This is a genomic window from Streptosporangiales bacterium, assembly GCA_009379825.1.
Taxonomy (GTDB): Bacteria; Actinomycetota; Actinomycetes; order Streptosporangiales; family WHST01; genus WHST01.
In genome coordinates, this window is record WHTA01000057.1 from 18014 (window position 1) to 38081 (window position 20068).

Genomic DNA, 20068 nt, shown 5'->3' on the forward strand with positions numbered 1-20068 from the left:
CCGTCCTCTCGAAGTGAGTCCGACCGACGTTATGCGACGCCGTCACAGAGCGTGCGTCGCCCCCCGACTAACTGTCGGCCTGCTCGGTTCAAGCCTATGCAATATCTCTCAGAACAGGCGCTGCGACGGGTCGTCGAGTCCGCGCATGGCGTTGTAGTCGAGCGTCACGCACGAGATGCCGCGGTCGGTGGCGAGCACCCGCGCCTGCGGCTTGATCTCCTGAGCGGCGAAGACGCCGCGGACCGGGGCGAGCAGCGGGTCGCGGTTCAGCAGCTCCAGGTACCTGGTGAGCTGCTCGACCCCGTCGATCTCGCCGCGCCGCTTGATCTCCACGGCGACCGCGGCGCCGTCGGCGTCCCTGGCCATGATGTCGACCGGTCCGATCGCCGTCGGGTACTCCCGCCGTACCAACCGCCAGCCGGTGCCGAGCGTCTCGATCTGTTCGGCGAGCAGCTCCTGCAGGTGGCTCTCCACGCCGTCCTTCTCCAGGCCGGGGTCGACGCCGAGCTCGTAGCTGATGTCCTGCACGACCTCGTCCAGGTGCACGGTGAGCTGTTCGCCGTTCTTGCCGAGCACGCGCCACTGACCGTCCTCCTCGTGCAGCTGGCACGGCGGGGACATCCAGTTCAGCGGCTTGTACGAGCCGCCGTCGGAGTGGACGAGCACCGACCCGTCCGCCTTGACGATGAGCAGCCGAAGTGCAGGCGGGAGGTGTGCCTCCAGCCTGCCGGAGTAGTCCACCGAGCAGCGGGCAATGACGAGTCGCACGGTCGGTCAGCCTATCCACACAGCGCACCGGGCTGGACAATCGGGCGCGCGCCGGTCTCTGCAAAACTGCGGACAGAGGAAACCGGAGGTTCGATGGCGGAGAACATCAGCAAGGTAGGCGTCATCGGTCTCGGCACCATGGGTGCGGGGATCGTGGAGGTGCTCGCCGCGGGCGGACTCGACGTGGTCGGCGTCGAGTACAGCCAGGAGCTGGTCGACGCGGGCCGCGCCCGGCTGGAGAAGTCGACGGAACGGGCGGCGCGGCGCGGCCGGATCACCGAGGAAGAGCGTACGGCGCTGCTCGGCCGGGTCGGCTACTCCACGTCGTTCGCGGACCTCGCCGACCGCGACCTGGTGGTCGAGGCGGTCAGCGAGCGGATGGAGCTGAAGCGGGAGATATTCGGCCGTCTCGACGAGGTGGTGCCGGCCGACGCCGTCCTCGCGACGAACACCTCGTCCCTGTCCGTCACGGAGATCGCCGCATGTACGGGGCGGCCGTCCCAGGTCGTGGGGATGCACTTCTTCAACCCCGCGCAGGTGCAGCGGCTGGTCGAGGTCGTGCACACGGTCTCCACGGCCGACGTGGTGGTCGAGGCGATCGTCGACCTGGCGCAGCGGCTCGGCAAGCACCCGGTGGTCGTCGGCGACCGTGCCGGGTTCATCGCGAACGCGCTGCTGTTCGGCTACCTGAACCGCGCCATCGGCATGTACGAGCGCGGGCACGCGTCCAGGGAGGACATCGACACGGCGATGCGGGTCGGTTGCGGCTACCCGCTGGGGCCGCTCGCGCTGCTCGACCTGATCGGCCTGGACACCGCGCATGAGGTGCTCGGCGTGATGTACCGGGAGACCGGCGACCGGCGGTACGTGGCCGCGCCGCTGCTCGGGCAGCTGGTCACCGCCGGCCGGCTCGGGCGCAAGACCGGTCGCGGCTTCTACACGTACGAGGCAGCCGGCTCGGGCACCGCCGTCGCGGACGAGCGCACTCCGGCAGGACCGGCGGAGCTGCCGGACGTGGGTCGCGTCGGCCTTATCGGCTCGGGTGAGCAGGTGAAGGCCGTCGGCGCGGTGCTCGACGCCGCGTCGGTGGAGGTGCGCCGCGACTCGGCGACTGCCGACTGCGACCTGGTCGTGGCCGCGGCGGCCGGCGTGCCGGTGATCAAGCTGGCGGTGGCGGCGGGTGCCGCGGCCAGGGTGGTGGGGCTGAACGTCCCTGTGCCCGACGGCGACCTGGTGCAGGTGGTGCGGTCGGTCGACACCCCGGACGAGACCGTGCAGCAGGCGGTTGCCCTGTGCCGGCAGGCGGGCAAGACGCCGGTCGTCTGCGCGGACCGCGCCGGCCAGCTACTCGACGCATTGCTGCTGCCGTACCTGAACGACGCGGTTCAGATGGTGGAGTCCGGGTACGCGACGGTCGAAGGTGTCGACGCCGCGATGCGGCTCGGCTGCGCGCTGTCGAAGGGTCCGTTCCAGCTGGTCGACGAGATCGGCCTGGACACCGTCCTCACCCGCCAATGGACGATCTACGACGAGGTGCGGGAGAGCGGCCTGGTGCCCAGCCCCCTCCTAGCCGAGTACGTAACCGCCGGCCGCGGCTTCCACGACCAGCCAGGAGACGCGAGCTAGCCCGCGCCGCCCCCGCGAGCGCACAGTGAGCGGCGCTGGGCGCCGAGCCAAGCCGGTGGTAACGCGCCAGCCGCGGCATCGCCGCCCGGCGACGAGTGAGCGCGCCGTAGGAGGCGTCCGCGCGGGCGCCGCGTCAGCGGCCCGGTGGGGCGCCGGGCAAGCGCGTCGCGTCGGCGCCATGGCCGGACCGGGCGCCGGGCTGGGTCGGTGGTTACCGCGCTCGCGGTGGTGGCCGGGGGGCGTTGGGAAGGTGTGTTGCCGGTGGCGTCCGCGGTAGTTGCCGGCCTGCGGGCTGTCGGTGGCGCGCCTGCGCGGGGTGAGTGTGTCCGTGCTGGGCGCCCGGGCTAGCGCGTCGCGGTGGTGGCCGGGGGGCGTTGGGTAAGTGTGCTGCCGGTGGCGTCCGCGGTGGGTGCCTAGCGGGCGCGCTCACGGTGGTGGTCGCGCTGGGTGGGTCGGTCACAAGCTTTCGGCAGCGCCGCCGCTGCGGCACCTTCGCCACTCTCGGGGTGCGGCGCCGAACACCACCGCAACTCGCCCGGGGTCGGGGGCAGTGCGCTCAGGGTGGCTCCTCGTCGGGTGTCGGGCAGGCTGGAATGGGCGTCCCGGGTGAGGCACTGGGCGACTCGGTGGCTAGGGGCCGCATCCGCCACGGACACTTGGCCCGGACGCCCCGGGGCAAGTTCGCGCCGGGTGCTGGATGGGTTCGTGGTGGTTTGGGGCGGTTGGTTGCGGGCTAGCCGCAGCAGCCGCCGCCGCAGCAGCCGCCACCGCCACCGCCAGCTGCGGCGGGTGCCGGTGCGCCGGCCGTGGCTGCGGCGCGGCCGGTCATGGCCGGGCTGGAGTAGACGCGGGCGGCGTCCGGTGCGCCGCAGGCGCATGACGTCGGCGCGCTCGACTCGGTCATCGGCCGAGTCACCTCGAACTCGTCGCCGCAGGTGCGGCACTGATACTCGTATCGGGCCATGCGTTCACGATACCGGCACAATGACGGGATGGGACGACGCTCTCGCCGCCGCGGACCCGGCCGCCAGCTGCCGCCACCGCCGGCGCCCGCCGCCGACCGGGTGGAGGAGTGGCCGGACGGCGACTGGGTGGTACGGACGATCGCCGGCGCCGCGGCGACGAAGGCGTACCGGTGTCCCGGATGCAACCAGGAGGTCCGGCCGGGGACGCCGCACCTGGTGACCTGGGCGCAGCACCTCGGCAGCGACACCCGCAGGCACTGGCACACCGCGTGCTGGCGTAACCGTGCCCGCCGCCGCTGACCGGCCGTGCCGCTGCCGCGGCCGGTGCGCTGGTTAGGCTCGGCGGGTGGCCAAGATCCGATACGACACCGTGCTGCCTGCGCAGCGGACGCCGATCACCCTGCACACCGCCGACGGCCTCGAGCTGATCGGCGAGCTGGCGGTGCCGGTGGACCGTCCGCCGGTCGCGACGCTCGTGACGCTGCACCCGCTGCCGACGCACGGCGGCATGATGGACAGCCACGTCTACCGGAAGGCGGCGTTCCGGCTGCCGGCGCTGGCGGACCTGGCCGTGCTGCGGTTCAACACCCGCGGCACCACGAGCGAGCAGGGCACCAGCGGCGGCACGTTCGACGGCGGCGAGGCCGAGCGGTACGACGTCGCCGCGGCGTTGGAGTACGCCGAGTTCCACGACCTGCCGAACATCTGGCTCGTCGGCTGGTCGTTCGGCACCGAGCTGACGCTGAAGTGGGGCAACGACCCGCTGGTGCAGGGCGCCATCCTGCTGTCGCCGCCGCTGAAGCGGGCCGGCGACGCCGAGCTCGACCAGTGGGCCGAGTCCGGCAAGCCGCTGGTGGCGCTGGTACCCGAGCTGGACGACTACCTGCGCCCGCCGGAGGCGGAACAGCGCTTCACCCGCGTGCCGCACGCCGAGGTCGTCGGCGTGGACGGCGCCCGTCACCTCTGGGTGGGGGAGGCGAGCGTGCACCGGGTGCTGACCGAGATCGTGCAGCGGGTGAACCCCGCCGCGCTCCCGTTGCCCACCGAGCTGCCGGACTAGCCGTACCCGGTCGGCGCCGCCCGTAGCCAACGCGCACGGTGCGCAGGCGGCTGCGACGTGGCCGGGAGCCCCGGTGCCCGGTGCCTGGGGTCGGGTGGTCGGCTAGCCCTTGTAGTTGAACACCTGGCGCAGGGTGTGCTGAACCTCGACCAGGTCGCGCTGGTCTTCCATGACCAGGTCGATGTCCTTGTACGCGGCCGGGTGCTCGTCGACGAGGGCGTCGGCGCGGTCGGCGTTCCAGGTGCGGTCGCCCATCGCGTCGGTCAGCGACTCGCCGGTGAGCTGCTCGCGGGCCTTCTTCCGCGACATCCGCCGGCCCGCGCCGTGTGCGCACGAGTCGTACGACGTGGGGTTGCCCTTGCCGGTGATGATGTACGAGCGGGTGCCCATCGAGCCAGGGATGACGCCCTCGTCGCCCGCGGCGGCCTTGATCGCGCCCTTCCTCGTCACCCACATGTCCTTGCCGTAGTGGGTCTCCCGCTGGGTGAAGTTGTGGTGGCAGTTGATCGTACGGACCTCCTCGCCGCGCCCGACGACCTCGAACAGCGACGCGAGGATCGCCTCGCCCATCCGTGCGCGCGAACCCATCGCGTACCGCTGCGCCCACAGCATGTCCTCGATGTACGCGGTGAACTCCGGGGTGCCCTGCACCAGGTAGGCGAGTGCCGGGTCGTCCAGGCCGATGAAGTACCGCTGCATCAGCTTCTTCGCGGCGTCGATGTGCTGCTGCGCGAGCTGGTTGCCGATGCCGCGCGAGCCGGAGTGCAGGACGGTCCACACCTGGTCGCGTTCGTCCAGGCACACCTCGACGAAGTGGTTGCCGCTGCCCAGGGTGCCGAACTGCGCGGACGCCTTCGCCGTCTGCTTCGCCGTCAGCTCGGTGTGCGGCCGGCCGAGGTCGGCCATGGCGGAGTCGACGGCCGGGTCGGCGTGTCCCTTGCCGACGCCGGCGGGGATGCGGCGCTCCACCAGCGGCATCAGCGCGGCGAGGTCGGCGGGCAGGTCGGTCGCGGTCAGTGTGGTCTCGGACGCCACCATCCCGCAGCCGATGTCCACGCCGACCGCCGCGGGCACGATCGCGCCGACGGTCGGGATCACCGACCCGACGGTCGCGCCGATGCCCACGTGCGCGTCCGGCATCAGCGCGACGTGACTCGGCACGAACGGCATGCCGGCCGCCCGCGCCGCCTGCTCGATGGTGCGGTCGTCCACCTCGCTGGCCCACGAGATCAGGTTCGGCGCCACTCGCCGCGGCATGGGCGTGCGCCTCCTCTCCGGCATTCCGCTCGTTCTCGACGTCCCGAGTATGACCACTGCCGACGCCGCGTACCACGGGAATCCCGCTCCTGTGGACAACTCCGCTCAGATGACGGCGTGCACCTTGCGCAGCTGGAGTGCCAGCTGGATCTCCAGCGACCGCTGTGCCTCCTGCCAGTCGCTGCCGAGCAGCTGGCCGACCCTGGCGAGCCGCTGGTTGACCGTGTTCACGTGGACGTGCAGCGCGTGGTGGGCACGTACGGCGCTGCGGTCGGCGGCGTAGTACGCGTGCAGCGTGTCGACCAGTTCGGTGCCGCGACGCGCGTCGTACTCCAGCACCGGCCCGATGGTGGACCGCACGAACGACTGGACGTCGCGGCCCTCGCCGAGCACCAGGCCGACGAAGCCGAGCTCCGACATCGCCGCGCCGACGCCGCGCCTGCCGAGGGCGAGCAGTGCGTCCACGCAGCGCACTGCCTCGCGGTACGCGGCCGCGGCCGCCTCCGCGCCGGTCACCGGGCTGCTCGCCCCGGCCGTGGCGCCGTCGCCCAGCTCCTTGACCACGGCCCGCGCGGCCGCCGCCGGCTCGGCGCCTGGCAGGAGCAGCACCTCCCGGCCCTCGTAGCTGGTCGCCAACCCGGCGTGCGCCGAGGCGTGCCTGGCCGCGGCCGCCGTCGCCGGCCTGCGCTCCGGTGCGGAGATGTCGGTGACCACCACCGTGTAAGGCGCGTCCAGGTCGGTGCCGAGCCGGCGGGCGCGTTCGCGCATCGCGTCCGGTGCCTGGTGCGGCGCGACGAGCAGCTCGGACAGCAGGTCGCCCCGCACCTTCGTCTCGGCGTCCGCCTGCGAGCGCCGCAGCAGCATCAGCAGGGCGGTGACCATCGCCGCACGCTCCAGGATCCGCTGGTCCGCGTCGTCGAGGTCGGTGTCCGGGGTGAGGACGAGCGCGCCGAGGTGCTCACTGCCCGCCGCGACGGCGGCGACCCACGACCGCTGGCACCGGACGGCACGCCCTGCGGTGCGCGAGACGGCCGCCGCCTCCGCGACCGCCGCCGCGTCGACCGGTCGTGGTTGGCCGGCGTGGCCGAGTCGTCGCCCGTCCGCGTCGATGACGTGCAGTGCACCGCCGAGCACGTCGGTCACCGCGGCGGCGAGCTGTTCCAGGTCGCCGCCGCGCAGTACCAGGTCGGTCAGCCGGTCGTGCGCGGACGCCGCCCGCTCCACCGACGCCGTACGTTGGTGCAGCAGCGTGCTGGCCGCGTCCAGCTCCTGCAGGGCGACCCGTGCGCCCTGCAGGGTGCGTGCGCTGTCGATGGCGACGGCCGCGTGGTCGGCGAACGAGCCGAGCAGCGCGATCTCGCCGGTGGCGAACGAGCGGTGCCTGCGGTCGGAGGCGAACAGCACGCCGAGCACCCGGCCGCCGACGCGCATCGGCACGCCGAGGATCGCGATCAGGCCCTCCTCGTCGACCGCGCCGTCGATCTCCCGAGTGTGCCGGAAGCGCGCGTCGTGCGGGTAGTCCGCGGACGCGTACGGCAGCGCCGTCTGCGCCACCAGGCCACCGAGGCCTGCGCCCATCGGCAGCCGGAGCTGCTGGAACGCCGCCGACGTGGAGCCCGCAGTGACCCGCATGTAAGTGTCGCCGCGCTCGGCGTCCTCCAGCGTCATGTACGCGACGTCGGTGTCGAGCAGCCGGCGGGCCCGGTTCACGATGGCGTCGAGCACCGAGTCGAGGTCACGCAACGCCGCCAGGTCGCTGGCCGTCTCGAACAGCGCCGCCAGCTCCGCCTCCCGCCGCCGGTGCCGCTCCAGGTTGGAGCGCACCTGCAGCGCGAGCAGCTTGGCGCGTTCCAGCGCCGCGAGGTCCGCATCACCCACGCCCCGCCCCTTGGCGTGCAGGATCGGTGACTCGTAGTCGATGACCGGGGCCTCGCGGGCCAGCAGCTCGAGATAGACGTCGGTGTCCATTCGCCCATCGTCGAGCGCACCTGATGTGTTGGCAACCCACTCCTACGGGGTGCGCATTGTGTGTGTACGACCCATAGGTTCGCGTTGCCTTGCGCCTTACCTTCGTCTGCATGGCGCAACGAGGCGACGTCGACCTGTCCGACCGGGTCGCGCTCGTGACCGGCGGTGCGAGCGGCATCGGTCACGCGTGCGCGACGCGGCTGCGGGCCGCGGGTGCGCACGTCGTGGTGGCCGACAAGGACGCGGACGCCGCGGCGAAGGTCGCCCACGCCGTGGACGGCGAGCTGCGCCTGGTCGACCTGTCCGACCTGGCGGCCGTGGACCGGCTGGACGTGGAGCCGGACGTGGTCGTGAACAGCGCCGGCCTGCAGCACGTCGCCGCGGTGGAGGACTTTCCACCGGACCGCTTCTCGTTGATACTGCGCGTCATGCTCGAGGCGCCGTTTCGGATCGCACGCCGGGTGCTGCCCGGTATGTACGCCAGAGGTTGGGGTCGGCTGGTGCACCTTTCGTCGGTGCACGGCCTGCGGGCCTCGGCGTACAAGAGCGCGTACGTCGCCGCCAAGCACGGCGTCGAGGGCCTGTCCAAGACGATCGCCTTGGAGGCCGCGGGGCGCGGGGTCACCAGCAACTGCGTCGACCCGGGGTACGTCCGCACGCCGTTGGTGGAGAAACAGATCAGCGCCCAGGCGGCGCAGCACGGCATCGCCGAAGACGAGGTACTCGACCAGGTCTTGCTCGCCCGCACACCGATCAAACGGTTGGCCGAGCCCGATGAGGTTGCCGAGCTCGTCGCGTATCTGTGCTCGTCGCACGCGTCGTTCATCACGGGTGCGTCGATGACGCTCGACGGGGGTTGGACGGCTCAATAGCAAGTACAAGCAGGCGCAAGGAAACGCCACAACCCGCCACGGGGGTCAAGGGAGGCTCGCAAAATGGTTCTGGGTAGAGACGAGGCAGAACGGGCCCGCCGTGCGGCGGGGACCGCGGAACGCAAGTCTCAGGCACGCAAGGCGATATCCGCCAGCGCGATCGGCACGTCGATCGAGTGGTACGACTTCTTCCTCTACGGCACGGCGGCGGCGCTGATCTTCCCGAAGCTCTTCTTTCCCGCGTCCGAACCGTACGTGGGTGTGATCCAGTCGTTCGCGACGTACGCGGTGGGCTTCGCGGCGCGGCCCGTCGGTGCGGCGCTCTTCGGGCACTGGGGAGACCGGATCGGCCGGAAGGCCACGCTGATCGTCACCTTGCTGCTGATGGGAATCTCGTCGGCGGTGATCGGTCTGTTGCCGAGCACCGACAGCATCGGCGCGGCCGCACCGATCCTCCTGGTCGCGCTGCGACTCCTCCAGGGCCTCGCGGTGGGCGGCGAGTGGGGCGGTTCCGTGCTGCTCGCCATGGAGTGGGGCGACCAGAAGAGACGCGGGTTTTCCGCCAGCTGGCCGCAGTTCGGTGTGCCGGTCGGGCTGTTGCTCGGCACCGGCGGTATGACGCTGTTCAGCGCCGTGCTATCGCCTGACGCGTTCAGCTCGTGGGGCTGGCGGGTGCCGTTCCTGCTCAGCCTGGTACTGGTCGCCATCGGCCTGTTCATCAGGCTGCGGATCCTCGAGACGCCGATGTTCGCCACGGTCGTCGAGAGCGATCAGGTCGAGAAGGCGCCGATCCTCCAGGTGGTGAAGCGGCACTGGCGCGAGCTGCTGCTCACCGCGGGGCTGAGGTACTCGGAGCAGATGCCGTTCTACATCTTCACGGTGTTCTCCTTGACTTACGTCACCGACCGAGGGGTGGAGCAGACGTTCGCGCTCTCTGCGGTGATGGTCGCGGCGGTGATCTCGCTGTTCTCGATCCCGTTCTTCGGGTGGCTGTCGGACGTGGCCGGCCGCAAACGCGTCTATCTGATCGGGTCGATCACCATCACGGTCTACGCGTTCGTGTTCTTCGGGATGCTCAACACCGGGGTAGCGGCGGTCGTCTTCATCGCGATCGTGCTCTCGCTGATCCCGCACGACATGCAGTACGGGCCGCAGGCCGCTCTCATCGCGGAGAGCTTCCCGACCGGGTTGCGGTACGGCGGAGCCGGGATCGGGTACCAGCTGTCTTCGGTGTTCGCGGGTGGGCCGGCGCCGCTGGTGGCCGCCTGGCTGCTGCACAGCTTCGGCACGGCGTACGCGATCGCCGGCTACGTCGTCTTCTCGATGGTGGTCACGCTGATCTGCGTCCGGCTGCTGCCGGACCGGTCGCGTGCGGACATCAGCGACGACCAGACCTACGCGCGGAGGACGCCCGCGGCCAACGCTTGACCCCGCACTAGGAGGTCTATCGAGCCCCCTGGAACGCGCCTTTGCCCCGAGCTCAGGCGCGTTCCAGGCGTGGGACCACGACCTCGCGGAAGATCAGCAGGACCGCGGCCGCGCTGGGAATGGCGAGCAGCGCGCCGAGCACGCCGAGCAGGCTGCCGCCGACGAGGATCGCGACGACCGTCACCGCGGCGGGCAGCTCGACCGCCTTGCGCATCACGCGGGGGTAGATCAGGTAGTTCTCCAGCTGCTGGTAGCCGACGTAGAACAACGCGGTGGCGATGCCCGTGGGTATGCCTGCGCTGAACGACACGAGCGTGACGAGCACCCCGCCGATGGTCGCGCCGATCATCGGGATCAGGCCGAGCAGCATGACGCACAGCGCGAGGGGGAGCGCGTAGGGCACCCGCCAGATGAGCAGCCAGATGTACGTGGAGAGGCCGGCGATGAACACCACGATCGCCGCACCTGAGACGTAGCCGCCGACCCGCTGGGTGATCTCGTCGCCGAGCAGCGTCACCCGCTCCCTGCGGGTGCGCGGCGCCAGCCGGTAGAGGGTGCGCTTGATCTTCGGTAGCGCGGCGAGGAAGTACAGGGTGAGGATCAGCACGCTGAACGTGTTGAAGATACCGCTGGCGATCGCCTTGCCGGCGCCGACGATGCCGGTCGCGAGCTGGCTGCCGAGCGCCTGGCCGCGGGTGTTCAGGTAGTCCTGCGCCCGCTCGAGCAGCTGGTAGCGCTCGTCCAGCCGGTTGATGGTCGCGTTGTTCTGCAGCGTCGCCAGGTAGTCGTTCCGGTTCGCCCACAGCTCCTGCGACTGCTGCACGAGCGGCGGGACGATTGCCGAGACGAAGCCGGCCACGAACACCAGCAGCGCGACGAAGACGATGGTCACCGCGAGGCCGCGGGGGACCTTCCTGCGCTGCAGGAACTCCACCGCCGGGTTGAGGCCGACGGCCAGGAACATCGCGACGATGAGGATCACGATGACCGACTGGACGTTGATGACCGCCTGCACCAGCGCCCACGCGACCGCGACGCCCAGCGCGCCGGTGAGCCCGAACAGGAACGGCGAGCGGCGGAACGGCCGCCCCGGCCGCCCGAACGGGAACCGGCTGCTCACCGTCATCTCGTCGCGAGGCACCTCGACGTGTGCCGCGTACTCGGGTATCTCCTGCTCGCCGCCGCCGGCCGCAGTGCCCTGCCCGGCTGCCTCGATGTTGCCGGCGTTCGCCCCGGCGGTCGCGCTGTCACCTGGCGCGGCCTCGTACGCGGTTGTGCCGGCCGCGTCGGCGTCGCGCGGGGCGGTGCCGCCGCTGACCGCGTCGTCGGCCCCGGTGGTGGCGCGGTCGCCTGGTGCGGCCTTGCCGGCGGTATCGCCGTGCTTGGCGCCGCTGCCTGCGGTGCCCCGCTCGGCCGGCGCGGCGCCGCTGCCGGCCGAGCGGGCGTCGCGCGGGGCGGTGCCGCCGCCGGTCGCGTCGTCGGCCCCGGTGGTGGCGCTGTCGCCCGGTGCGGCCTTGCCGGCTGTTGGGCCGGTCGCGGCGTCGTGCTCGGGGCCGCTGCCTGCGGTGGCGCTGGCGCTGGTGGTCGCGTCGGGGGCCGGCGGGTCCTGGGCGCTCGGCTGGGTGGGCGCGTCGTCGGGGGTGGGTGGGGCGCTGGAGTCGCGCTCGCTGGGGTCGCCGTCGTCAGACGGCTGGCTCGTGGTGCTCACAGGTCCGTGTGCTCAGTAACGTCGTCCCGGGACGCCCGGCGTGTTCTGCCTGGACGCATGGATCTGACCGCTGTGGTGGTGCTCGGTGCGCGACTGGGACCACTGCCCGCCGGCCGCCTGGCTGCCGGCCTGCCTGGCCTGCGGCGAACCCCCGCCGCCTTGGTCACTGCTCTCCGGCCGGTCGATCTTAGCGGAGCCCGAGGCACTCTGGTCACCGCCGCCGCTGCTCGTGCTGCTGGCGGGGCGGTCCGCGCTCGGGTCCGCCTGCGGGGTGCTGGCGGAGAAGTCCAGCGGCGCAGCCACGCCGAGCAGGTTGCGCAGCTGCTCCATCTGCGAGTTGACCGCGGTCTTCTTGCGGTCGAGCTCGGCCTGCTCGCGCTCGATCTGCTCCCTGATACGGGCCGAGTGCGCGTCCGCCTCCGACTTGATCCGGTCGGCGTCCTCCTGCGCGAGGCGTACCAGCTGCTCGGCCTTCTGCTTCGCCTCGGCGACCCGCTTGTCCGCCTCCTCGACGGAGCTCTTCCGCCGCTGCTCGGCGGCCTGGGTCGACTCGCGCTCGCGCTTCTCGGCCTCCTCGATCGACTTCTGCTTGCGCTGCTCGGCCTCCTCGATGGACGCCTTCTTGCGCTTCTCGGCGTCCTCGACGGAGGCGGTCCTACGCTCCTCGACCTCCTGGTCGAGCTCCTCGCGGCGCCGCTTCACCTCGGCCGCGAGCTCGGCCTCCTGGGTGCGCTGCCGCTCGGCGCTGGCCTCGGAGTCGCGGCGCGCCTTGCCGACGATCTGCTCCCTGAGCTCCTCCGCTTCCTCCCTGGTACGGCGGATGAGGTCGGTTGACTCCTCCTCGGCCAGCCGCAGCAGCTGCTCGACCCGGGAGCCGAGGCCCGCGTAGCTCGGGCTGCTCTGCTCGGTCGCCTGCTGCTGGGTGTTCTCGAGCGCCCGCTGCAGCTCCGCGTTGTGCTCGCGGGCCTGCCGCAGCGACGACTCGACCTGGGTTACGTAGTCGTCGACCTGGTTACGCGCGTATCCGCGCATAACGACGTCGAACGCTTGGTTCGAGAAGAAGTCGTCGAGAGGCTGCTCAGGCGTCATACCCCCATCTTTGCAGAGTCAGGCCCGAGTGAGCAGGGGTGCGGGCTACGACACGCCAGCTCATGGTAAGGAAGTTGCCACGGTGAGTGGTGGTAGCGCTCGGGGGTGCCGGCCGCCCGCGCAGAGCCGGGGAGGAGGGCCATGCGGCGGCCGTGGGGCAGGGCCGGCCTGGTGCCGTATCTGCTGCTCGCCGCCGGGCACCTGGGCTCGCTCGCGCTCGACCTCGACCGGCTGGACCTGGCGACGAGAGTGCTACTGATGCCGGCGTTGGCCGCCGGGCTTTGGCTCATGGCGGGCCGGCCGCGCGACCGCCGGACCTGGCTGGTGCTGGTCGCCATCGGCTGGTCCTGGCTGGGCGACCTGGCGCTGACCTCCACCGGCACGGCGTTCTTCCTCCTCGGCCTGGCGGCGTTCGGCCTCGCGCACCTGAGCTACCTGACCGCGTGCTGGCCGTTCGCCAGGCGGTCCGGCCGATGACGGCGGCCGTGGCTGGTCGCCGCGTACTTGGTCTGGTGGGTCGACCTGGTGGCCGTGCTGCTCCCGGACGTCGGCGCGCTCGTCGTGCCGCTGGCCTGCTACGGACTCGCGCTTGGCGGCAACGCGGTCGTCGCGCACGGGGTGAACCGGCTGACGGCGCTCGGCGCCGCGTCCTTCGTGGTCTCGGACTCGCTGCTCGCGTTGACGACGTTCCACGGCTCGTTCGACCTGCCCGGTCACGACTTCTGGGTCATGCTGACGTACCTGGCCGGGCAGGGCCTGCTGGTGTGGGGCTAGCCGGCCGGCTGGACCAGTTCCACGAGCACGCCACCCGCGTCCTTGGGGTGGACGAAGTTGACCAGTGAACCGGCCGTACCGGTGCGCGCGGTGTCGTAGAGCAGCCGCATCCCACGGGCGCGCAGCTGCGCGGCCGCCTGCTCCACGTCGGCCACCCGGTACGCGACCTGCTGCACGCCGGGTCCTGAGCAGTCGAGGAACTTGGCGATAGGCGACTGCGGTGTCAGCGGGGCGAGCAGCTGCACCTGGGTGCCGTCCTCGGCGCCGACCACCAGCATCGCCTCGCGTACGCCCTGCTCCTCGTTCGTCTCCTCGTGCACGACGCGCATGCCGAAGGTCTGCACGTAGAGCTCCTTGGCCTGGTCGAGGTCGGGGACGGCGATGCCGACATGGTCGATGGTGGTGAACACGTGCCTGGGCCCTTCGTGACTGCTCGCTGGTCCGCCGGCCGGATGCGCTCACCTGCACGAACACCGGGACCGGCGCCGGGGCAGGCAACCCGCCCGCTGCTCCAAGTATCGTGGGTCGCAGGCGGGCTGCTGCGAGGAGGCGGAAAGATGGTTGAGTCCAGCACGGTGATCGTCGGTGGCGCACGTACCCCGATGGGCCGGTTGCTCGGCGCCCTCAAGGGGTTCGCCGCGACCGACCTGGGCGGTTTCGCCGTACGTGGCGCGCTCGAACGTGCCGGTCTCGCCGGCGACGACGTCGACTACGTCGTGCTCGGCCAGGTGCTGCCGGCCGGCGGCGGTCAGGCAACCGCACGGCAGGCGGCCGTCAACGGCGGCATCCCGATGACCGTGCCGTCCATCACCATCAACAAGATGTGTCTGTCCGGCCTGAACGCCGTGGCGATCGCCGACCTCTACATCCGCGACGGCGCCGCCGACGTGGTCGTGGCCGGCGGCATGGAGTCGATGACGAACGCGCCGCACATGCTGCTCGGCTCTCGCGAGGGTTACAAGTACGGCGACGTGACGGTCGTCGACCACATGGCGTACGACGGCCTCACCGACGCGTTCAACTGCTGCTCGATGGGTGAGCTCACCGACCGGCGCAACGACGAGCTGGGCATCGGCCGGGCCGAGCAGGACCGCATCTCGGCGCAGTCGCACCAGCGGGCCGCCGCGGCCCAGAAGAACGGCCTGTTCGCGGAGGAGATCGCCCCCGTCGAGGTGCCCCAACGCAAGGGCGACCCGCTGCTGGTCGAGCACGACGAGGGCATCCGCGCGGACACCACCGCGGAGGGCCTGGCGAAGCTGCGGCCGACGTTCCGTCCCGAGGGCACGATCACCGCGGGCAGCGCCTCGCAGATCTCCGACGGTGCCTGCGCGCTGGCGGTCACGTCGCGTGCGGTGGCGGAGCAGCGCGGGCTGCCGATCCTCGCCGAGGTCGGGGCGCACGGCATGGTGGCCGGCCCGGACGCGACCTTGCAGTCCCAGCCGTCCGGCGCGATCCGTGCCGCGCTCGACCGCGAGGGCCTGGACATCGCCGACGTCGACCTGTTCGAGATCAACGAGGCGTTCGCCGGGGTGTCGCTGCAGTCGATGAAGGAGCTCGGCATCGACGAGGACAAGGTGAACGTGAACGGCGGCGCGATCGCGCTCGGCCACCCGGTCGGCATGTCCGGCGCCCGGTTGGTGCTGCACCTGATGCACGAGCTGCGCCGCCGCGGCGGCGGCGTCGGCGTCGCTGGGCTGTGCGGCGGCGGCGGGCAGGGCGACGCGCTCGTCGTTCGAGTCCCCGCCGCGTGAGGGCGTAGCCTCGGCGAATGCCCACAGCTGACATCGGCGAGCTGGTCGAGCAGGCGAGGAACGGCCGGCCGCGTGCGGTCGCGCGGCTGATCTCGCTCGTCGAGAACGACGCGCCCCAGCTGCGCCAGGTGATGGCCGCGCTCGCCCCGTACACCGGCAACGCGCACGTCATCGGGCTGACCGGTTCGCCTGGTGTGGGCAAGTCGACGGTGACCGACGCGCTCGTGTCGGCGTTCCGTCGCGCCGGTGCGCGCGTCGGGGTGCTCGCCGTCGACCCGACGTCGCCGTTCACCGGCGGCGCGCTGCTGGGCGACCGGGTGCGGATGCAGGACCACGCCACCGACCCCGAGGTGTACATCAGGTCGATGGCGACCCGCGGGCATCTGGGCGGGCTGGCCGCGGCGAGCATGCAGGCGATCCGGGTGCTCGACGCGGCCGGATGTGCCGTGGTGCTGGTCGAGACCGTCGGCGTCGGGCAGTCCGAGGTGCAGATCGCGTCCGAGGCGGACACGACGGTGGTGCTGCTCGCGCCCGGCATGGGTGACGCGATCCAGACCTTCAAGGCGGGCATCCTCGAGGTCGGCGACGTGTTCTGCGTGAACAAGGCCGACCGCGACGGTGCCGACAGCACCGTACGGGAGCTGAACCACATGCTGTCGTACGGCGAGCGCCGCGGACCCGACGACTGGCGGCCGCAGGTGGTGCGTACCGTCGCGGTGAAGGACGACGGCGTCGGCGAGCTCGTGGACGCCGTACACAAGCACCGGGACTGGCTCAGGCGGGACGGCCGGCTGGAGCAGCGCAGGCGTGCCAGGATCGCGGACGAGATCGAGGCGATCGCGCTGGAGCAGCTGCGGCGCAGCATCGCCGAGGTGCACGGGGGCGAACATCTGCGGGCCCTGGCAGACCGGGTGGCCGCCGGTGAGACCGACCCCTACGCGGCCGCGGACGAGCTGGTCGCGAGCGTGACCGGAAAGGACCAGTCGTGATCGTTGCGTTCTCCATCTCGCCCAGCGGGGTCGGCGACTCCGTCGCCGAGTACGTCGCGGACGCCGTACGGGTGGTCAGGGAGAGCGGCCTACCGCACCAGACCGACGCCATGTTCACCACCGTCGAGGGCGAGTGGGACGAGGTCATGGACGTGATCCACCGCGCGGTCGAGGCGGTCGCGGCGAAGGCGCCGCGGGTCGGTCTGGTGCTCAAGGCGGACATCCGCCCGACGGTGCAGGACACGGCGGCGGACAAGGTGAAGCGGCTGGAACGCCACCTCACTCAGACCGAGAACGTGTGAACCTTCTCGGGATGGGCACGCCTCGGTAGCGCGCTGGGTGGCTCGGCGCGCCGGGGGGCGGTGGACCGCCTGCGCGTACAGGCAGAGCTGGGTGCCGTGCCCCCGCTTGCGCTTCGCGAGCGCGCGCCGGGTCGTTTCGGCTTGCCAGCCTGGCCCGGGGCGGCGGCGGTGACCAGGGCCGGGTCCCGCCCGTCACTTGCGTGTTGTGTGCGTGCGCTTGGTCGGTCGGCTTGGTGTCCTGGCTGGGGCCTGCGCGATGCGCTGGCCGGCGGTTCGTGAGCTGGGCTGGTCCCCGCCTTACTCGGGGCGAGGGTGGATGCGTCGTGTCCAGTATTCGAGACGATGTGGGGCGGGCTGCAAACCTCGTGGGACGGCTTTGCCGGAGATCGACAACGGGTTCCGCGTGTCCGCAGTGCGAGAATGGACGTCTCCGGTCCCGGGCAGGAAGGGAAGGCACGTGCCGCCGCTTCGCTCTCGTACGGTCACGCAGGGCCGCAACATGGCGGGGGCGCGTGCGCTGTGGCGAGCCACCGGTCTCACGGACGACGACTTCGGTCGGCCGATCGTCGCCGTCGCCAACAGCTACACGCAGTTCGTGCCGGGGCACGTGCACCTGCAGGCCGTCGCGGACGTCGTGGCCGGTGCGGTGCGTACCGCGGGCGGGGTGCCAAGGGAGTTCAACACGATCGCCGTGGACGATGGCATCGCCATGGGACACGGCGGCATGCTCTACTCGCTGCCCAGCCGCGAGCTGATCGCGGACGCCGTCGAGTACATGATCAACGCGCACTGTGCCGACGCCCTCGTCTGTATCTCGAACTGCGACAAGATCACGCCGGGCATGCTCATCGCGGCGATGCGGCTCGACATCCCTACGGTCTTCGTGTCGGGCGGGCCGATGGAGGCGGGCAAGGCGGTGGCCGTCGATGGCTACGCCAAGCACAAGCTGGACCTGATCGACTCCATGGCCGCGTCGGCGGACGAGGCAGTGGCCGACGCCGACCTGGCGCGCATCGAGGAGTCCGCGTGTCCGACCTGCGGCTCGTGCTCGGGCATGTTCACCGCGAACTCGATGAACTGTCTCACCGAAGCGCTCGGTCTGGCGTTGCCAGGCAACGGCACCACGCTCGCCACGCACGTCGCGCGGCGCGCGCTCTACGAGGACGCCGGCCGTACCGCCGTCGCGGTGGCCAAGCGGTACTACGAGGGCGACGACGAGACCGTGCTGCCGCGCGCGATCGCGACCCGCGACGCGTTCGAGAACGCCATGGCGCTCGACGTCGCGATGGGCGGCTCGACGAACACCGTCCTGCACCTGCTTGCCGCGGCCCGAGAAGGCGGTGTTCCGTACGGGTTGCGCGACATCGACGAGCTCTCCCGGCGCGTGCCATGCCTGTGCAAGGTCGCCCCGAACTCGCAGAAGTACCACATCGAGGACGTCCACCGCGCCGGCGGGATCCCGGCGATCCTCGGCGAATTGCGGCGGGCGGGGTTGCTGCACGACAAGGTGCACACCGTGCACAGCGCGAGCCTGGGTGAGTACCTGGACCGGTGGGACGTCCGGGAGGCACAACCGGCGGCGGAGGCGGTCGAGCTGTTCCACGCCGCGCCTGCCGGGGTGCGTACGACGGAGGGCATGAGCCAGGACACCCGGTGGGAGAGCCTCGATCTCGACCCGGAGGGCGGCTGCATCCGCGACATCGCGCACGCGTACAGCGCCGACGGCGGGCTTGCCGTGCTCTGGGGCAACCTGGCCGAGGACGGGTGCGTCGTCAAGGTGGCCGGCGTCGACGAGTCGTTGCTGAGCTTCTCCGGGCCCGCCAAGGTGTTCGAGGGCCAGGACGAGGCGGTCGACGGCATCCTCGGTGGCCAGGTCGAGCCCGGGGACGTCGTGGTCATCAGGTACGAGGGGCCCCGCGGCGGTCCGGGCATGCAGGAGATGCTTTATCCGACGGCGTTCCTCAAGGGACGCGGCCTGGGCGCCGCGTGCGCGCTCGTCACCGACGGCAGGTTCTCCGGCGGGACGTCCGGGCTGTCCGTCGGGCACGTGTCGCCGGAGGCGGCCGCCGGGGGCGCGATCGCGCTGGTGGCCGACGGCGACGTCATCACGTTCGACATCCCGGGCCGTACGGTGCGACTGGAGGTGCCAGAGGTGGAGTTGGCCAGGCGTGGCGAGGCGCTGACGACCGAGCTCGGCGGCTTCCGGCCGCGCAACCGGGAACGGCCGGTCACGGCGGCGTTGCGTGCGTACGCGGCGCTGACCACGTCGGCGTCCACAGGGGCGGCCCGTGACGTCGGTCAGGTTGAGCGGTGAGCATGGCGAAGAAGCGGCTGGGGTTGCCGTTCGACCCGATCGCGGTGGCCGGCGAGCACTGGAAGGAAGAGTTCGGCCCGGCGGAGTCGATGCGCGTCGCGACGTCCATCATGCGGGCGCAGCAGCTGCTGCTGACCCGCTACGACGAGCTGCTGCGTCCGTACAACCTGACGTTCGCCAGGTACGAGGCGCTGGTGTTGCTCACATTCAGCCGTACCGGGGAGCTGCCGATGCGCGTCATCGGTGAGCGTCTGATGGTGCACCCGACGAGCGCGACGAACATCATCGACCGCTTGACCAAGCAGGGCTACGTCGCGCGCCGGCCCAATCCCGCCGACGGCCGGGGCGTGCTGGCGTCCATCACTGCCGAGGGCCGCGACGTCGTGCGGCACGCAACGAAGGAGCTGATGGCGATCGACTTCGGCCTCGGCTCGCTGACCGAGGACCAGCGCACCGACGTCTTCGACGCGTTGCGCACACTCCGCATAGCCGTAGGCGACTTCCTCCCCGACGACGCGGACTGACCGTTCCCCGAGTGGGGATTGCCTCCCTCGAGGACGCGGATTGACCGTTCCCCGAGTGGGGATTGCTTCCCCCGAGGACGCGGATTGACCGTTCCCCGAGTGGGGATTGCTTCCCCCGAGGATGCGGACTGACCGGCCGCCAGGGTGGTCAGACGCGGACCCAGCCCGACGTCGCCGCGCGGGCGACCAGCTGGATCCGGTTGGTGGCGCCGAAGCAGCTCTCCAGGTGGGCAACCCGGCGTCGGACGGTCCGCGCGCTGACGCCCAGCGCGCGGGCGATGGCCTCGTCCTTCATCCCGGCCGCGAGGTACTCCAGCATCTGCTGCGACGACCTGTCCGGCGTGCGTGCGGGTGCCGGTCCGAAGCCGGCGGCGCATTGCGGGCCGTGGCTGTTCACCGCGTTGCCGGTGCCGCTGGCCCTGTCGCGTTGACTGTCGCCGGTACCGAGGTCACGCTGGCCAGCAGCGCTCGGGTGGCTGTTGGTTGCGGCGCCTTGGCGTTCGCTGCCAGCAGTGCTTGGGTGGCGGTGTCCCGTCGTTGTTGTTCAGGCTGTGAGGGCCTGCAGGGCTGGCTGGGTCACCTCCTTGCTAGCGGCGGCTCCGACGGCTTGTGCTCGTGCGAGGACGTCGAGTCCGAGGTAGCGGCGCCCTTCGGTCCATTCGTCGTGTTGCTC

The 20068-nt window shown here is 71.5% G+C and carries 21 protein-coding genes; 12 read left to right on the forward strand and 9 right to left on the reverse strand.

Annotated elements, in window-relative coordinates; all coding sequences use genetic code 11:
* Positions 1 to 108: 108 nt before the first annotated feature.
* Positions 109 to 768, reverse strand: a complete 660-nt coding sequence (gene nucS / locus GEV07_22445; protein MQA05363.1) for an endonuclease NucS — start codon at positions 766 to 768, stop codon at positions 109 to 111.
* A gap of 93 nt (positions 769 to 861) precedes the next feature.
* Here nucS and GEV07_22450 point away from each other — a divergent pair, with 93 nt between their 5' ends.
* Complete coding sequence (locus GEV07_22450) at positions 862 to 2394, forward strand: hypothetical protein (GenBank protein ID MQA05364.1); 1533 nt, start codon at positions 862 to 864, stop codon at positions 2392 to 2394.
* A 733-nt stretch (positions 2395 to 3127) separates the two neighbouring features.
* Here GEV07_22450 and GEV07_22455 read toward each other — a convergent pair.
* Positions 3128 to 3358 carry a zinc ribbon domain-containing protein gene (locus tag GEV07_22455; protein MQA05365.1) on the reverse strand — a complete coding sequence of 77 codons (231 nt, stop codon included), beginning with the start codon at positions 3356 to 3358 and terminating at the stop codon, positions 3128 to 3130.
* Between the two features lie 28 nt (positions 3359 to 3386).
* Between GEV07_22455 and GEV07_22460 the strand changes: the two genes are divergently transcribed.
* Both GEV07_22460 and GEV07_22465 read left to right on the forward strand, forming a co-directional pair.
* The gene (locus GEV07_22460) at positions 3387 to 3659 is read left to right on the forward strand and encodes a hypothetical protein (GenBank protein ID MQA05366.1); all 273 of its coding nucleotides are present in this window, start codon (positions 3387 to 3389) and stop codon (positions 3657 to 3659) included.
* A 46-nt stretch (positions 3660 to 3705) separates the two neighbouring features.
* Complete coding sequence (locus GEV07_22465) at positions 3706 to 4419, forward strand: alpha/beta hydrolase (protein MQA05367.1); 714 nt, start codon at positions 3706 to 3708, stop codon at positions 4417 to 4419.
* 102 nt (positions 4420 to 4521) lie between these two features.
* Here the strand turns inward: GEV07_22465 and GEV07_22470 are convergent, their stop codons facing one another.
* Together GEV07_22470 and GEV07_22475 are read right to left on the reverse strand one after the other, a co-directional pair.
* A complete protein-coding gene (locus GEV07_22470; protein MQA05368.1) occupies positions 4522 to 5676 on the reverse strand; it encodes an RtcB family protein in 1155 nt (384 codons plus the stop codon).
* A 105-nt stretch (positions 5677 to 5781) separates the two neighbouring features.
* Entirely contained in the window at positions 5782 to 7644 is a 1863-nt protein-coding gene (locus GEV07_22475) for a GAF domain-containing protein (protein MQA05369.1), read from the reverse strand.
* Positions 7645 to 7754: 110 nt separating this feature from the next.
* On the opposite strand from GEV07_22475, the gene GEV07_22480 reads away from it, so the two are divergent.
* Both GEV07_22480 and GEV07_22485 read left to right on the forward strand, forming a co-directional pair.
* Complete coding sequence (locus GEV07_22480) at positions 7755 to 8516, forward strand: SDR family oxidoreductase (GenBank protein ID MQA05370.1); 762 nt, start codon at positions 7755 to 7757, stop codon at positions 8514 to 8516.
* Positions 8517 to 8579: 63 nt separating this feature from the next.
* Positions 8580 to 9944, forward strand: coding sequence for an MFS transporter (locus GEV07_22485; protein MQA05371.1), 1365 nt, complete (start codon positions 8580 to 8582; stop codon positions 9942 to 9944).
* A 52-nt stretch (positions 9945 to 9996) separates the two neighbouring features.
* Here GEV07_22485 and GEV07_22490 read toward each other — a convergent pair whose 3' ends face one another.
* A complete protein-coding gene (locus tag GEV07_22490) occupies positions 9997 to 11652 on the reverse strand; it encodes an AI-2E family transporter (GenBank protein MQA05372.1) in 1656 nt (551 codons plus the stop codon).
* Positions 11653 to 11664: 12 nt separating this feature from the next.
* Positions 11665 to 12741, reverse strand: coding sequence for a DivIVA domain-containing protein (locus GEV07_22495; GenBank protein MQA05373.1), 1077 nt, complete (start codon positions 12739 to 12741; stop codon positions 11665 to 11667).
* A gap of 141 nt (positions 12742 to 12882) precedes the next feature.
* Here GEV07_22495 and GEV07_22500 point away from each other — a divergent pair, with 141 nt between their 5' ends.
* Both GEV07_22500 and GEV07_22505 read left to right on the forward strand, forming a co-directional pair.
* Positions 12883 to 13218, forward strand: a complete 336-nt coding sequence (locus tag GEV07_22500) for a hypothetical protein (protein ID MQA05374.1) — start codon at positions 12883 to 12885, stop codon at positions 13216 to 13218.
* 12 nt (positions 13219 to 13230) lie between these two features.
* Entirely contained in the window at positions 13231 to 13515 is a 285-nt protein-coding gene (locus GEV07_22505) for a hypothetical protein (protein ID MQA05375.1), read from the forward strand.
* On the opposite strand, the gene mce is transcribed toward GEV07_22505, so the two are convergent.
* Complete coding sequence (gene mce / locus GEV07_22510) at positions 13512 to 13925, reverse strand: methylmalonyl-CoA epimerase (GenBank protein MQA05376.1); 414 nt, start codon at positions 13923 to 13925, stop codon at positions 13512 to 13514. The genes GEV07_22505 and mce overlap by 4 nt on opposite strands.
* A 147-nt stretch (positions 13926 to 14072) precedes the next feature.
* On the opposite strand from mce, the gene GEV07_22515 reads away from it, so the two are divergent.
* The 5 genes from GEV07_22515 to GEV07_22535 all read left to right on the forward strand — a co-directional run bounded on the left by GEV07_22515 (position 14073) and on the right by GEV07_22535 (position 19395).
* Positions 14073 to 15266 (forward strand): acetyl-CoA C-acyltransferase, encoded by a 1194-nt coding sequence (locus GEV07_22515; protein ID MQA05377.1) that lies wholly within the window; start codon positions 14073 to 14075, stop codon positions 15264 to 15266.
* A 17-nt stretch (positions 15267 to 15283) separates the two neighbouring features.
* A complete protein-coding gene (gene meaB / locus GEV07_22520; GenBank protein MQA05378.1) occupies positions 15284 to 16255 on the forward strand; it encodes a methylmalonyl Co-A mutase-associated GTPase MeaB in 972 nt (323 codons plus the stop codon).
* Entirely contained in the window at positions 16252 to 16557 is a 306-nt protein-coding gene (locus GEV07_22525; GenBank protein MQA05379.1) for an MTH1187 family thiamine-binding protein, read from the forward strand. The genes meaB and GEV07_22525 overlap by 4 nt, the downstream gene beginning before the upstream one ends.
* Before the next feature lie 457 nt (positions 16558 to 17014).
* Positions 17015 to 18871, forward strand: a complete 1857-nt coding sequence (gene ilvD / locus GEV07_22530; protein ID MQA05380.1) for a dihydroxy-acid dehydratase — start codon at positions 17015 to 17017, stop codon at positions 18869 to 18871.
* A gap of 2 nt (positions 18872 to 18873) precedes the next feature.
* A complete protein-coding gene (locus GEV07_22535) occupies positions 18874 to 19395 on the forward strand; it encodes a MarR family transcriptional regulator (protein ID MQA05381.1) in 522 nt (173 codons plus the stop codon).
* Positions 19396 to 19543: 148 nt separating this feature from the next.
* On the opposite strand, the gene GEV07_22540 is transcribed toward GEV07_22535, so the two are convergent.
* Together GEV07_22540 and GEV07_22545 are read right to left on the reverse strand one after the other, a co-directional pair.
* Entirely contained in the window at positions 19544 to 19714 is a 171-nt protein-coding gene (locus tag GEV07_22540; protein ID MQA05382.1) for an HTH domain-containing protein, read from the reverse strand.
* Positions 19715 to 19939: 225 nt separating this feature from the next.
* A partial coding sequence (locus tag GEV07_22545; GenBank protein MQA05383.1) for an IS256 family transposase occupies positions 19940 to 20068 on the reverse strand: 129 nt, incomplete at its 5' end.